Source organism: Streptomyces sp. NPDC007905, assembly GCF_042959345.1.
Taxonomy (GTDB): Bacteria; Actinomycetota; Actinomycetes; order Streptomycetales; family Streptomycetaceae; genus Streptomyces.
Genome location: NZ_JBIBKS010000007.1, coordinates 251,766 through 264,378, shown reverse-complemented (window position 1 = coordinate 264,378; position 12,613 = coordinate 251,766). Strand labels below are relative to the sequence as shown.

12 protein-coding genes and 1 pseudogene are annotated in these 12,613 nt (G+C 73.2%); 7 read left to right on the top strand and 6 right to left on the bottom strand.

The genetic code is table 11. The features are described 5' to 3' along the window. Nucleotides 1–67: 67 nt before the first annotated feature. Nucleotides 68–597: pseudogene (locus tag ACFZDC_RS15235) on the bottom strand (transposase); the annotation flags it as partial. A 66-nt stretch (nucleotides 598–663) separates the two neighbouring features. Further along, the gene (locus tag ACFZDC_RS15230) at nucleotides 664–2,148 is read right to left on the bottom strand and encodes an MFS transporter (protein ID WP_391323881.1); all 1,485 of its coding nucleotides are present in this window, start codon (nucleotides 2,146–2,148) and stop codon (nucleotides 664–666) included. A gap of 85 nt (nucleotides 2,149–2,233) precedes the next feature. Between ACFZDC_RS15230 and ACFZDC_RS15225 the strand changes: the two genes are divergently transcribed. Further along, a complete protein-coding gene (locus tag ACFZDC_RS15225) occupies nucleotides 2,234–2,632 on the top strand; it encodes a MarR family transcriptional regulator (RefSeq protein WP_391323880.1) in 399 nt (132 codons plus the stop codon). 6 nt (nucleotides 2,633–2,638) lie between these two features. Here the strand turns inward: ACFZDC_RS15225 and ACFZDC_RS15220 are convergent, their stop codons facing one another. Next, nucleotides 2,639–3,379 (bottom strand): maleylpyruvate isomerase family mycothiol-dependent enzyme, encoded by a 741-nt coding sequence (locus tag ACFZDC_RS15220; RefSeq protein ID WP_391323879.1) that lies wholly within the window; start codon nucleotides 3,377–3,379, stop codon nucleotides 2,639–2,641. Between the two features lie 453 nt (nucleotides 3,380–3,832). Next, entirely contained in the window at nucleotides 3,833–4,996 is a 1,164-nt protein-coding gene (locus tag ACFZDC_RS15215) for an MFS transporter (protein ID WP_391323877.1), read from the bottom strand. Between the two features lie 404 nt (nucleotides 4,997–5,400). Between ACFZDC_RS15215 and ACFZDC_RS15210 the strand changes: the two genes are divergently transcribed. Further along, the gene (locus tag ACFZDC_RS15210; protein WP_391323875.1) at nucleotides 5,401–5,796 is read left to right on the top strand and encodes a luciferase family protein; all 396 of its coding nucleotides are present in this window, start codon (nucleotides 5,401–5,403) and stop codon (nucleotides 5,794–5,796) included. Between the two features lie 64 nt (nucleotides 5,797–5,860). Here the strand turns inward: ACFZDC_RS15210 and ACFZDC_RS15205 are convergent, their stop codons facing one another. Then, the gene (locus ACFZDC_RS15205) at nucleotides 5,861–6,640 is read right to left on the bottom strand and encodes a DeoR family transcriptional regulator (RefSeq protein WP_391323873.1); all 780 of its coding nucleotides are present in this window, start codon (nucleotides 6,638–6,640) and stop codon (nucleotides 5,861–5,863) included. Between the two features lie 123 nt (nucleotides 6,641–6,763). Here ACFZDC_RS15205 and ACFZDC_RS15200 point away from each other — a divergent pair, with 123 nt between their 5' ends. Together ACFZDC_RS15200 and ACFZDC_RS15195 are read left to right on the top strand one after the other, a co-directional pair. Continuing rightward, nucleotides 6,764–7,645, top strand: coding sequence for an SIS domain-containing protein (locus ACFZDC_RS15200; protein WP_391323871.1), 882 nt, complete (start codon nucleotides 6,764–6,766; stop codon nucleotides 7,643–7,645). A gap of 25 nt (nucleotides 7,646–7,670) precedes the next feature. Beyond that, complete coding sequence (locus tag ACFZDC_RS15195) at nucleotides 7,671–8,531, top strand: ketose-bisphosphate aldolase (RefSeq protein WP_391323869.1); 861 nt, start codon at nucleotides 7,671–7,673, stop codon at nucleotides 8,529–8,531. A 184-nt stretch (nucleotides 8,532–8,715) separates the two neighbouring features. On the opposite strand, the gene ACFZDC_RS15190 is transcribed toward ACFZDC_RS15195, so the two are convergent. Further along, nucleotides 8,716–9,852 (bottom strand): methyltransferase, encoded by a 1,137-nt coding sequence (locus ACFZDC_RS15190; RefSeq protein ID WP_391324054.1) that lies wholly within the window; start codon nucleotides 9,850–9,852, stop codon nucleotides 8,716–8,718. Nucleotides 9,853–9,930: 78 nt separating this feature from the next. Between ACFZDC_RS15190 and ACFZDC_RS15185 the strand changes: the two genes are divergently transcribed. From ACFZDC_RS15185 to ACFZDC_RS15175, 3 genes are read left to right on the top strand one after another with little or no spacing between them, the layout of a single operon-like run. Continuing rightward, nucleotides 9,931–10,581 carry an alpha-ketoglutarate-dependent dioxygenase AlkB gene (locus ACFZDC_RS15185; protein ID WP_391323867.1) on the top strand — a complete coding sequence of 217 codons (651 nt, stop codon included), beginning with the start codon at nucleotides 9,931–9,933 and terminating at the stop codon, nucleotides 10,579–10,581. A gap of 48 nt (nucleotides 10,582–10,629) precedes the next feature. After that, nucleotides 10,630–11,868 (top strand): ROK family protein, encoded by a 1,239-nt coding sequence (locus tag ACFZDC_RS15180; protein ID WP_391323865.1) that lies wholly within the window; start codon nucleotides 10,630–10,632, stop codon nucleotides 11,866–11,868. Between the two features lie 11 nt (nucleotides 11,869–11,879). Then, nucleotides 11,880–12,596, top strand: coding sequence for an NUDIX domain-containing protein (locus ACFZDC_RS15175; protein ID WP_391323863.1), 717 nt, complete (start codon nucleotides 11,880–11,882; stop codon nucleotides 12,594–12,596). Nucleotides 12,597–12,613: the final 17 nt, after the last annotated feature.

The following is a 12,613-nucleotide window of genomic DNA, read 5'->3' as shown; positions in this document are numbered from 1 at the left end:
CAGTGTCACAGGCGTGTGTCCGGCGGGGCAAGTAACCCCCGCCGGACGCAAGGCGGGACTTTCACGGCACCACCTCGGCCGCGCCGGGGACCTCGCGGATCACCGCGCGGGCGGCAGCGATGATCTGGGTGACGGTGTCCTGGGTGGCGACCGCGTCGTCCAGCACCGTGGAGTCCAGCGCCGCCGGTGCTTGCCCTTGAGGACGCCGGTGGCCTGCACGACCTCGACCACGCGGTCCGGGCGCGCCGAGCGCGACAGACGGCGACGGAAGTGGGCCAGCAGTGACGCATCGAACGCCATATCGTGCAGGCCCAGCCCGCACGCGGCCGTCCACCGCAGGTCACACCGCAGTTCCTGGACCGTCTCGAAGTCCGACAGTCCGTGCAGGGCCTGCAGCGTGATCGCCGCGGCCAGGATCTGCGGCGGCATGCTCGGTCGTCCGTTCGCAGACGGGTACATGTCCGCGAACATCTCCGCCGGGAACAGCGCACCACGGTGCTCGGCCAGAAACGCCAACACACTCCCTGCCGGGATCAACTCCCGGCAGGTTTCCTGCACCTCCGGCCCGACCGTCTCCCGGGCCCATTCCCCCGTCACCACGAAACGAGCCTGGCCCCGCCGCTCGCGCGGCGGGGCCAGAACCCCAAGACCTTTACGAGTCTTCTAGTCGCGGACCGCCACGCGTTCCGCCTCCGCCACGGTGGACCTGGCAACCACGATCGACGGCCGGGTACGACCGCTGCGCAGGCCGGTGAGGGTGATCAGCAGGCCGGCCACGGCGATGCCCGTGACCACGGTGAAGCCCGGCCGGTAACTGTCGAGGACGGCCTGCGCGGTGGCGTGCGCCGGGGTGGCCGCGGTCACCACGGCGGTCACGACGGCCAGGAAGATCGCCCCGCCCACCTGCACCGAGGTGTTGAGCAGCCCGGAGACCATGCCCTGCTCGTGATCCTCGACCCCGTTGGTGGCCTGGATGTTGAGGGAGGGGAAGACCAGCGCGCAGGCCGCGCCGATCAGCAGCATCGACGGCAGGATCACGGCCGCGTACACCGGGTCGAGGTCGACTCGCAGGAACAGCGCGTATCCGGCGACCATCAGCGCGAAGCCGGTCGCGATCAGCCGCGGGGTGCCGAACCGGTCGACGATCGCGCCGACCTTCGTCGACGACACCGCCACCAGCGCGCCCGCCGGCAGGAAGGCGAGCGCCGTGTGCAGCGCCGACCAGCCGAGCAGGGACTGCATGTACAGGGTCGTCAGGAACTGGAAGCCGACGTACGAACCGAAGAAGGCCACCGCGCCGAGCTGGGCGCGGACCTGGCTGCCAGAGCGCAGGACGCCGAGCCGGATCAGCGGGCTCGGCGAGCGCCGCTCGACCAGGACGAACGCGGTCAGCAGGGCGGCGACGGCCAGGAAGGACAGCAGCGTCCGGGCCGATGCCCAGCCGGCCTCGGGAGCCTGGACGACGGTGAAGACCAGCAGCAGCATCGACGCGGTGCCGAGGACGGCGCCCGGGATGTCGTAGCCGTCGTGGTTCTCCTCGCGGGCGCTGCGCGGCAGCAGCCGGAGACCGGCGGCGAGGGCGATCAGCGCGATGGGTGCGGGCAGCAGCATGGTGAGGCGCCAACTGGCCTCGGTGAGCAGCCCGGAGAGGACGAGGCCCATCGAGAAGCCGGTGGCGGCGCAGGTGGTGTAGATGGAGAGTGCGCGGTTGCGCAGTGGGCCCTCCGGGAACGTCGTGGTGATGATCGACAGACCCGCGGGCGCGGTGAACGCGGCGCTCAGGCCCTTGACGAAACGGCTGGCGATCAGCAGCGGTCCCGAGTCCACGAGTCCGCCGAGCAGCGAGGCGAGCGCGAAGACGCCGAGCGCCACCAGGAACACCTGGCGCCGGCCGAGCAGGTCGGCGGTGCGTCCGCCGAGGAGGAGCAGCCCGCCGTATCCCAGGATGTAGCCGCTGACGATCCATTGCAGCGTCGACGTGGACAGGTGGAGATCGGAGCCGATGGACGGCAGCGCGACGCCGACCATCGACACGTCGAGCGCGTCGAGGAACATGGCGGCGCACAGCACCAGGAGTGTGCCCCACAGCCGGGGAGTCCAGCGAACCGCTGCGGACGGGGCCGCGTGGGTGGTGAGCGGAGAGGTCATGGCGATGAGACTACATGCGTATGCATTCAATGCAAGAGCATTTAATTACGACGCAACAAAACCCCTTCTCTGCTACGGTGCGCCCATGGCGTCGAACCGGCCCGAGCAGGCGCTCGTGGAGCAGTGGCGGGACATCCTGTCCCTGCACGCCCGTACCCAGTGCGAGTTGGACCGGGTCCTGCACGGACACGGCCTGTGCGCCAGTGACTTCGAGGTCCTGGACCTGCTCTCCGAGGGCACGGCTGCGGACGGCGGCTGTGCCTACCGCGTGCAGGAGATCTCGGAGCGGGTCCATCTCAGCCAGAGCGCGCTGTCGCGGCTGATCGGCCGGCTGGAGAAGGACGGGCTCGTCGAGCGGGCCATGTGCCCGGAGGACCGGCGCGGGGTCCGCGTGGCGCTCACGGCCAAGGGGCGCGCGCTGCACGGTGAGGTGCGGCCCCTGCAGCGCGCGGTGCTGGCCCGGATGCTGGCCGAGGCCGACTGACCGGCGTCAGATCCCCGCTTTCTCCCGCCACAGCGCCTCGAGCGAGCGATCACCCGTCACGCTCGGCACGGGCGCCCGATTCCACAACGCCAGATACAACTGTGCAGCCGGGCCCGCCAGTTCGGCCTCGGCCTCGCCGGACGCGTCCCGCGAGGTCACCGGCGGTTCCTCGGAGAGCCGCACGGTCCACACCGCGTCCGCCCCCGCGTCCACCGCCCGGACCCGTAGCACGCGCTTCCGGTCGGTGCGTACCCGGCTCCTGGCGCGGGCGTGGAAGCCGCGCAGCAACTCGTCGATGCCATCGGCCGCGAAGTCGGCGGCGATCGAGGACGCCGTGCCGCCCCGCGCCGCCTCGGCGTCGTAGCGGTGGACGGCCGTCTCGTGCGCCTGCCGCCGAAGCCAGAACGCCAGCGGTGAGGGGCAGGGCGCCGGATGGAAGGTCCAGCACTCCACATCGGCCGGCGCCGCGGCCAGCGTGTCGACCAGCAGACGGTGGCTGTCCCGGTACCAGGCCACCAGCTCGGCGCCGTCCAGGTCAGGACCATCGCTGAGGGGCCGCGGAGCGGTGTGCCCCTCGGCGACGAGCGCGGCGGCCCACCGGTGCACCGCGCCCGTGTGCCGCAGCAGGTCCCCGACCTGCCACTCCGGGCAGGTCGGTACCTTGGCGTCCGTACCCGCCGCCGCGGCGGCCGCGGCCAGCAGGCGGCCCTCCCGGTCCAGGGTCGTCAGGAATTCGGCAGTCTCCATGGGGTGAGTGTGCCGGATGGACGCGCTCGAAGGCCCCGCATTTTCGCGCCGTGTGCAGTGGCCCGCGGGGCACGTCCTGGTGGGAGCGGACGGGGCCGGGAGGTTCACCGAGACCTTCTCGGGCCCGTACCCGGCGGATCTTGAGCGGATCGCTCCGGCCCCGGTCGACGGCGGTGCCTGAAACCCCTCCCGCCCGCCGACCGCGTGCGCGCCGCCGCGCCCCGCGGCGAGACGACGACGGGGCACGGACCCGCGGTGGTCGCTCGGCGCGCCTCTGCGGACGCCCTCGACACGGCGCGGGGGCAGTTGGCGGGTCATCCGGCCGGCGGCAGCCGTGTGCCGGTCAGTGCCCTGCTGCCGAGGGCAGCTCCGGCGTCGCACATCGAGGCGAGGTGGTGCTGCTTCCGGCCTCGGTCGCAGGGTATGGCGACGCGCCGCTTCCCCGGCGCAGCGTCAGGCGCTCATCACCCTCCGCGTCATCACCCCGATGAGCGCGGCGACCGCGGCCAGTGCGGCGACGCTGACGAGTGCCGTGGACAGGGAGAACCAGGCGGCCATGAAGCCGATCGTGGGCGGGCCGAGGAGCATGCCGCCGTATCCCAGGGTGGAGGCGACGGCGACGCCCGACGGGCCCGCCAGCGCACCTGCCCGCTCCACGGCGACAGGGAACAGGTTGGCCAGCCCGAGCCCGGTCACCGCGAAGCCGATCAGCGCCGCCCACACGGACGGTGCGAGCGAGCCGAGCAGCATGCCGGTCGCCGCGGTGGTGCCACCGGCGATCACGGTCCGGGCGCGCCCGAGGCGTTCCAGCAGCCGCGTCCCGGTCAGCCGGCCGAGGGTCATGGCGAGCGCGAAACACGCGTACCCGGCGGCAGCCGTCCCGGGTGACGCCCGCAGATCCTGCTTGAGGTGGAGGGCGCCCCAGTCGGCCATGGCGCCTTCGCCGTAGGCGGTGCACAGGGCGATCAGCCCGAAGACGACGACCAGTCCTCGGGCTCGGGTCCCGGTGCGGGGCGCACCGCCCGGTTCCGGGCGGGGGCGGTCGGGCGGGGCCGGCGGCTCGTGCCGCAGCAGGGCGCGTCCCGCGACCACGGTGACCAGCACCCCGAGGAGCGTCAGGCCGAGCAGGTGCCGGGCGGGGGAGAGGGTGCCCGCGACGAGCCCGCCGAGCCCCGCGCCGAGCATCCCGCCCAGGCTGAACGCCGCGTGGAAACTAGGCATCACGGGCCTGCCGAGAGCGGCCACCAGGTCGACCGCGGCACTGTTGAAGGCCACGTTGATACCTCCGTAGGCCGCTCCGAACAGGAGCAGTACGGCGCCGAGTGCCAGAGCCGAGTGGGTGAGCGGGGGCAGGGCGACGCTGAGCGACAGCAGCACCGCGCAGACGACGGTCACCCGGTGGCTGCCGAGGCTACGGCACAGCCGCCCGGTGAGCGTCATCGTCACGACCGCCCCGGCGGAGACCCCGAGCAGGGCGAGTCCGAGCGAGCCGACCGAGGAGTGCGTCTGGTGCTTGATGTCGGGGATGCGGACCACCCAGCCCGCGAAGACGAAGCCGTCGAGGGCGAAGAAGGCGGTGATCGCCGCGCGCAACCGGCTGAGGTCGTTGCCCGGCACGACGCTGTGCGTTCGGGTTTTGTTTATTTGCGGCACAAAGTCAGGCTAGAGGTGGGTGCCGGACTGGGCAAGGGGGTCCGACGGGGGCAGTGAGGCGGCAGCGGATGGGCGGGGGATCCCCGGCGAAGGCTCGGCGTACCCGCGCTTTAGAACAGTTGCGCGGGTTTGTCACGCACGAGGCTGTTTGTCATACGGCATTCTTTGGGCGGAACGTGTGCCTGAAGCGCCTTTGACCAGTGCTTACTTCCGTTCGCCCGCCGGATCCGGGGTGGTCAACCCGGCTTCGGAGCGGCCCCGTTCGGTGTGTGGACCTGTACCGGTGCGCCGCGTCGCCGACGGATACAGGTCGGTTAATGCTTGCTCACGAGCTGGTTGCCGACGGGTGAGCGGGCCATGATGGGCCCATGACGTTGGCGTCGCGCGCGCTCGCGCAACTGGCGACCTGGCCGGACCTGAGACAGGCCGTCCCGAGCTGCGGCCTGGGGCAGGCCGTGCGTTCGGTCCAGGGTGAGATCGCCCACTTCCACTCGGACCGGGATGTCGACCTGCGGATGACCGACCGGGCCATCCGGCGGTTCGCCAAGGACCTGAAGGGCTCGGGTGCCATCCGGATCGTGCCGGGTTCGCAGTGGGTGACCCTCCGGCTCGACGCCGCGAGCGACGTCGACCTGCTGCTGACCCTGGTGAGCGTGGCACTCCAGGCCCCGCAGGCCTGGCCCGACCCGGCCGACCGGGCGGTGCTCGGCTGCAACGACCAGCGCGGGGCGGGGTTCGTGAAGGCGGACCACGGCGCTATCTGAGCCACATGCCGGACGCGCCCCCGAACGGCGCTTGCCGAACGCCGGCGACCACCGGGCCTTCGGCTCACACGGCGAGGACCCGGATGCCCGCCTCCTCGAAGCGGCGCACGGTGTCCTGCCCCACCGCCGTGTCCGTGACGAGCGTGTCCACCAGCTCCGCCGCGCAGATGCGGGCGAACGCCCGCTGCCCCAGCTTGCTGGAATCGGCGGCCACGACCACCCGTTCGGCGCGCTCGCACAACAGCCGGTTGACGGCGGCTTCCGCCTCGTCGTGTGCCGCCGCGCCGTGCGTGACGTCGAACGCGACCACGCCGAGGACGGCGACGTCGAGGGTGACCTGGCCGAGCACGCCGTCCGCGAGCGGGCCGATGAGCTCGTACGACTGCGGGCGGGCGACCCCGCCGGTCACCACGATCTTGAACTGGGGCCGTACCGCGAGCTCGTTGGCGATGTTGAGCGCGTTGGTGACGATCGTCAGTGCGGGCGATCCGGTGCCGAGGTCGCCGCGCACGGCCAGCGCGCGGGCCACCTCCGTGGTGGTCGTGCCGCCGGTCAGCCCGACCGCCTCGCCCGGAGCCACGAGATCCGCCACCGCCTTGGCGATCCGCTGCTTCTCGGAGGCGCGGCGGGCCGTCTTGTAGCGCAGCGGCAGTTCGTACGACACCCCGTGCACCACCGCCCCGCCCCGGGTGCGCACCAGCATCTGCTGCTCGGCGAGCTGGTCGAAGTCCCGGCGGATCGTGGCCGCCGACACCTCCAGCTCGGCCGCCGCCTCCTCGACCTCCAGCCGGCCGCGGTCGACGAGCAGTTCGAGCAGCGCCTTCCAGCGGGCGTCCCGGGACATCCGCAGCCTCCGTTCTCCGTCTTCCCGGCGACCTTAGCGCACCTCGCTCTGCGTTCGAATGCTTGATTGTGCTCGAAAAGTCGCTATATCTTGCAAGAACAATCAGCAAGGGGAGGGTGTGGCATGAGCCATGTCGAGGACGAGCTGAACAGCCAGCCGGAGTGCTGGATACGAGCGGCCGAGGAGGCGGGGCGGTACGCCGACGCGCTGCCGGGCGCGGGGGAGCGGGTCGCGATCGTCGGCTGCGGGACGTCGTACTTCATGGCGCAGGCGGCGGCCGCCCTGCGCGAGGCCGCCGGGCTCGGGGAGACGGACGCCTTCGCCGCGTCCGAGTTGCCGCGCGGCCGCTCCTACGACCGGGTCCTCGCGCTCACCCGCTCCGGCACCACCACGGAAGTGCTGGACCTGCTGGGGCAGTTGAGCGGGCATGCCCGGACCACGGCTGTCACCGCCGACCCCGCCACCCCCGTGACGACGGCCGCCGACGACCTCGTCGTGCTCGACTTCGCCGACGAACGATCCGTCGTCCAGACCCGGTTCGCCACCACCGCGCTCACTCTCCTGCGCGCCCACCTCGGCCTGCACACCGACGCCGTGGTCGCCGACGCCCGCACGGCCCTCTCCGCCTCCCTGCCCGAAGGGCTCTTGGACTGCGCGCAGTTCACCTTCCTCGGCCGAGGCTGGACCGTGGGACTCGCGAACGAGGCCGGCCTGAAGATGCGCGAGGCCTCGCTGTCCTGGACCGAGGCCTATCCGGCGATGGAGTACCGGCACGGGCCGATCAGCATCACCACCGAGGGCACCGCGACCTGGATGCTCGGCGAGCCACCCGCCGACCTCGCCGAACAGGTGCGCGCCACCGGTGGACTGTGGATCGAGGGCACGCTCGATCCACTGGCCGAACTCGTCCGCGCCCAGCGCCTCGCGGTCGCCGTCGCCGCCCGCCGCGGACTCGACCCGGACCGGCCGCGTCACCTCACCCGCTCGGTGATCCTCGCTTCTTGACCTGCGCCCGGAAGGGAGACAAGTCGTGCCCCTCGCCACCACTGGCGAGCTGGTCGGCCTTGCCGCCGAAGCCCGCTCCGCCGTCGCCGCCTTCAACGTCATCACCCTGGAACACGTCGAGGCCGTCATCGCCGGCGCCGAGACCGCCGACGCACCCGTGGTCCTCCAAGTCAGCCAGAACGCCGTCAAATTCCGCTACGGACGGCTCCTGCCGCTCGCCCGTGCCGCCGTCGCCGCGGCCGAAAGCGCGGACGTCCCCGTCGCCCTGCACCTCGACCACGTCCAGAGCGACGACCTGCTGCGCCAGGCGCCCGAGGCCGGGTTCAGCTCGGTGATGTACGACGCCGCCCGCCTGCCCTACGCCGAGAACCTCGCCGCGACCCGGGCCGCGGCCGACTGGGCCCATGCCCAGGGGCTCTGGATCGAGGCCGAGTTGGGACAGGTCGGCGGCAAGTGCGGTCGGCCTCCGCTGGACGCCCACGCGCCCGGCGCCCGCACCGATCCCGACCAGGCGCGCGACTTCGTCGCCGGCACCGAGGTCGACGCGCTCGCCGTGGCGATCGGCAGCGTGCACGCCATGACCACCCGCACCGCCACCCTCGACCACGGCCTGCTCAAGCGGCTGTCCGCCGCGCTGTCCGTCCCGCTCGTCCTGCACGGCTCCTCCGGCGTGCCGGACGACGGCCTGGTCGCGGCGGTCGCGGGCGGCATCGGCAAGGTCAACGTCGGCACCGCTCTCAACGCGGCCATGACCGGCGCCGTCCGGGACTTCCTCGCCGCCCACCCGGAGGCCGTCGACTCGCGCAAGTACCTCAGTGTGGGCAGGGAGGCGATGGCCCGGGAGGTGGCCCGCATCATCGGCGTCCTCGGCCGCGACCGAGCCTGAGCCGAGCGCGCCGGGTCGGCGTGCTGCCGCTGATCAGCCCACTCCCCGAGCAGGGTGCGGTCGAAGCGTTCGACAGGGCCGTCGGTCCGCGGCCGGCCGGCCGTCGGGCGGGCGGCCGGCCGGCCGCGCCGGGCCAGGGCCAGGGCCGTGATCGAGCCCGGCCGGCGTCGACAACGCTGGTGATTCAGCCCCTCTTGACGGCCTTCAGCACCACGAACTTCGGGTCGCTCGCCACCAGTCGGCTGTTGCCGAACAGCCGCTTGAGCTTGATGTGGTAGCCCAGGTGCCGGTTGCCGATCACCCACAGCTCGCCGCCCGGGCGCAGCGCGCGCTTCGCCCCGGTGAACATCCGCCATGCCGTCGTGTCGGTCGTCGCCTGGTGGGAGTGGAACGGCGGGTTGTTCAGGACGAGGTCCACACTGCCGGGTGCCACCCCGGCCAGGCCGTCCCCGACACGGAACTCCGCGTGCCCGGGCACCCCGTTGGCCTTGTACGTGGCCTCCGCCGAGGCAACCGCCTGGAACGACTCGTCGACGAACAGCACCTCGGCCTCCGGATCGGCCAGCGCCACCGCCGTACCGACGACACCGTTGCCGCAGCCGAGGTCCACCACCCGCCCGACGCCGGGCCCGGTCGGCAGGTGCTGCAGGAAGAACCGGGTGCCGATGTCGAGCCGGTCGGCACAGAAGACACCCGCGTGGTTCACGACCGTGCGCCCGGAGACCGCGCCGACGCCGTCCGGGACTGCGTAGCTGTACGGCCACGGGTTGGCGGGCCGCGCCGGCGACGGGTCCGGGGCGCAGAAGATCAGCCGGGCCTTCTGCCGCGCCAGTGAGGTCCGGGTCGGCCCGAGGATCCGCTCGAACAACTGCAGCGTGGAGGTGTGGATCTCCTTCACCATGCCGGCGCCGACGACCACCGTGTCGGCGTGCACAGCGGGAGCGAGCCGCAGCAACTGGTCCTCCAGCAGCGCCAGGCTCTTCGGCACGCGGACGAGCAGCACGTCCACCCGCTGCGGCGGCGGGTCCTGGGTGGTGAGGAGGCGTACGGCACCGGGTTCGACGCCGGCCCGCGCCAGGTTCGCCCGGGTCGCCTCCTGGCTCAGGAAGGAGTCGGTGATCTGCGTCGGCCGGTGCCGCGCGAGGGCCGTCGCCAGCGCGCCCCAGCGGTCGCCGACCACCACGACCGTGCCCGTGAGCGGCACCCCCTCCTCGGCCAGGTGGCGCAGCAGGTACGCGTCGGAGGCGTCCCAGGCACGCAGCCGGTCGCGGGGATCCTCGGGGTAGCGGGACAGCTCGAACTCGCCCCACGGAGTCGTCATACGGTCGTTCATCGTGCTCCAGGCTAGCCGAGCCGCAGCTCAGGGCCGGTCGGACGCGGCTCGGGCAGGATGGAGCGCATGGACGTGGAACTGTTTTCGCGGGGGCGGGCCGAGGTCGCGCCGAGCGCCGTGCACGTCCCGCACTGGCTCGACGCCGAGCGGCAGCGCGCGCTGCTCGCCGCCTGCCGGGAGTGGGCGCGGCCCCCGGCCGGGCTGCGCACCGTCCGCACCCCGGGCGGCGGCACGATGACCGCCCGGCAGGTCTGCCTGGGCTGGCACTGGTACCCGTACGCCTACGCCCGCACGGTCGTCGACGGCGACCGCGCCCCCGTGAAACCCTTTCCGGCCTGGCTGGACGAGCTGGGCCGCAGCGCGGTCGCCGACGCGCTCGGCCCGCAGGCGGTCCCGGCGGAGCCGTACGACATCGCGCTGATCAACTTCTACGACGGCGACGCCCGCATGGGCATGCACCGTGACAGCGACGAGAGGTCGCACGCGCCGGTGGTGTCGCTGAGCCTCGGCGACACGTGCGTCTTCCGCTTCGGCGACACACGGACCCGTACGAAGCCGTACACGGATGTGGAGCTGTGCAGCGGGGACCTGTTCGTCTTCGGCGGCCCGTCCCGGCTCGCGTACCACGGTGTGCCGCGTGTGCGGCCCGGTACGGCGCCGGCGGAGCTGGGACTGGCCGGGCGGTTGAACATCACCCTGCGGGTGAGCGGGCTGTAGATCGCGGTGCAGGCCACGACGGCCGCGGATCATGGGAGACTCGCCCTCATGAGCGGCAAGGCGGACCCCCGGCAGGCGGGGGAAGGGACCACCTCGAGAGCGCGGCTGGATCGGGGGCGCGGTGCGCTCGGACCCGCGCTGGAGCTCGTGCACACCGGGCGGGCGCCGACTCGGGCCGTGCTCACCGCCGAACTCGGGGTCACCCGGGCGACGGCCGGTGCGGTGGCCGCCGAACTGGAGGCGCTCGGGCTGATCCGGGTCGACGCCCGGCCGGGGGCGGCGGCCGGTTCCCATGGGCGCCCCTCGCACCGGCTGGAGGTCGCCGAGGACGGCCCGGTGGCGCTCGCCGCGCAGGTCCACGCCGACGGCTTCCGGGCCGCGCTGGTCGGCCTCGGCGGGCGGATCGTGGCGACCGCGCCCGGCTGCGAGACGGTGGACGCCGATCCGGCGAAGGTGCTGGGCTCCGTGGTGGAGGCGGGCGCCGACCTCCTGCGCACGACGGGCCGCCGCTGCGTCGGTGCCGGACTGGCCGTCCCCTCGGCCGTCGCCGAACCCGACGGCCTCGCCCTCAACCCCCTCCACGTGGCCTGGCCCGTGGGCGCCCCGGTCCGCCGGATCTTCGCGGAGTGCGTGCGCGCCGCGGGCATCACCGGCCCCGCCTTCGCGGGCAACGACGTGAACCTCGCCGCCCTCGCCGAGCACCGGCACGGCGCCGGCCGGGGCGCCCGGGACCTGCTGTGCGTGGCCTCCGGACACCGGGGTGTCGGCGGGGCCCTGGTCCTCGACGGCCGCCTCCACACGGGCAGTTCGGGCCTCGCCCTGGAGGTCGGCCACCTCACCGTCAACCCGCAGGGCCGCCCCTGCCACTGCGGCAGCCGGGGCTGCCTGGACATCGAGACGGACCCGCTGGCCCTGCTCATCGAGGCGGGCCGCGCACCGGGCCCCGAGGTCTCCCTGCTCCAGCAGGCGAACGACCTGCTGCGCACCCGGTACGCCGACCCGGCCGTCCGCGCGGCCGCCCAGACCCTGATCGACCGCCTCGGCCTGGGCCTGGCCGGCCTGGTCAACATCCTCAACCCCGACCGCATCATCCTCGGTGGCCTGCACCGCACCCTCCTCGACGCCGACCCCGAGCGTCTGCGCGCGGTCGTCGCCGACCGCAGCCTGTGGGGCCAGAGCGGCGGCGTCCCCATCCTGGCCTGCACCCTGGACCACAACAGCCTGGTCGGCGCGGCCGAGCTGGCGTGGCAGCCGGTGCTGGACGACCCGCTGGGGGCGCTCCGGTGACGGTTCCCGCGGTGCGACTCTGGCACGCGCCGCGCATCCGGCTCGTCGAGACGGCGACGCCCGAGCTGACCTCGGGGCAGCGCTCGGCGATGGACCGCCTCTGGGAGGAGGCGGTACGGGCCAACCCGGCGTTGTTCGACGGCCCGGTGGCCGCGCTGACCCGGCTGGAGCGGGACGGGCGGGACGGTCTGGTGCTGACGTGGGCACGGGCGAGCTACCGCTTTCGCGCGCTGCGCCGCGTGCCGGACGCGCCCGCGTGCTCTTCGCTGTTCGTGTCCGTGGTGCAGCCGTCCGGCGACGGCCGTCTGCTGGTGGGCCGGATGTCGCCCTCGACCGCGGCTCCGGGGCGCTGGCAGCTGCCCGGCGGGACCATCGAACCGCCCGACGGCGAGGGCGAGTTGGACCTCGCCGGGCTGCGCCGGCACGCGGCCCGCGAACTGGCCGAGGAGATCGGCTCCGACACAGCGGCCGACGCCCTGACCCTGGGGCTGACCACCCGGGGCGCGAACGGCAACGTCGGCGTGATGTTCAGCGCCCCGCCGCGCCCGGCACAGGAGTTGCGCGAGCGGTACGCGAGACTGGTGAGGACGGAGACCGCCCGGGGCCGCGATCCCGAGTTCGACCGGATCGACCTGATCGCTTCACCGGCCGATCTGAAGAGGCTGACGGGCCCCTCGGTCGACTACCTGGAACCGGTCGTACGGCACTACACCGGCACCTCGACCTGAGCCTTCGGTCCCCACCT

Bases quoted from the DNA above. Each gene is read 5' to 3' on its own strand.
- ACFZDC_RS15200 (WP_391323871.1), top strand. From the start codon at position 6,764: ATGAGCCATGTCGAGGACGAGCTGAACAGCCAGCCGGAGTGCTGGATA.
- ACFZDC_RS15230 (WP_391323881.1), bottom strand. From the start codon at position 2,148: ATGACCTCTCCGCTCACCACCCACGCGGCCCCGTCCGCAGCGGTTCGC.
- ACFZDC_RS15210 (WP_391323875.1), top strand. From the start codon at position 5,401: ATGACGTTGGCGTCGCGCGCGCTCGCGCAACTGGCGACCTGGCCGGAC.
- ACFZDC_RS15180 (WP_391323865.1), top strand. From the start codon at position 10,630: ATGAGCGGCAAGGCGGACCCCCGGCAGGCGGGGGAAGGGACCACCTCG.
- ACFZDC_RS15220 (WP_391323879.1), bottom strand. From the start codon at position 3,379: ATGGAGACTGCCGAATTCCTGACGACCCTGGACCGGGAGGGCCGCCTG.
- ACFZDC_RS15225 (WP_391323880.1), top strand. From the start codon at position 2,234: ATGGCGTCGAACCGGCCCGAGCAGGCGCTCGTGGAGCAGTGGCGGGAC.
- ACFZDC_RS15185 (WP_391323867.1), top strand. From the start codon at position 9,931: ATGGACGTGGAACTGTTTTCGCGGGGGCGGGCCGAGGTCGCGCCGAGC.
- ACFZDC_RS15190 (WP_391324054.1), bottom strand. From the start codon at position 9,852: ATGACGACTCCGTGGGGCGAGTTCGAGCTGTCCCGCTACCCCGAGGAT.
- ACFZDC_RS15205 (WP_391323873.1), bottom strand. From the start codon at position 6,640: ATGTCCCGGGACGCCCGCTGGAAGGCGCTGCTCGAACTGCTCGTCGAC.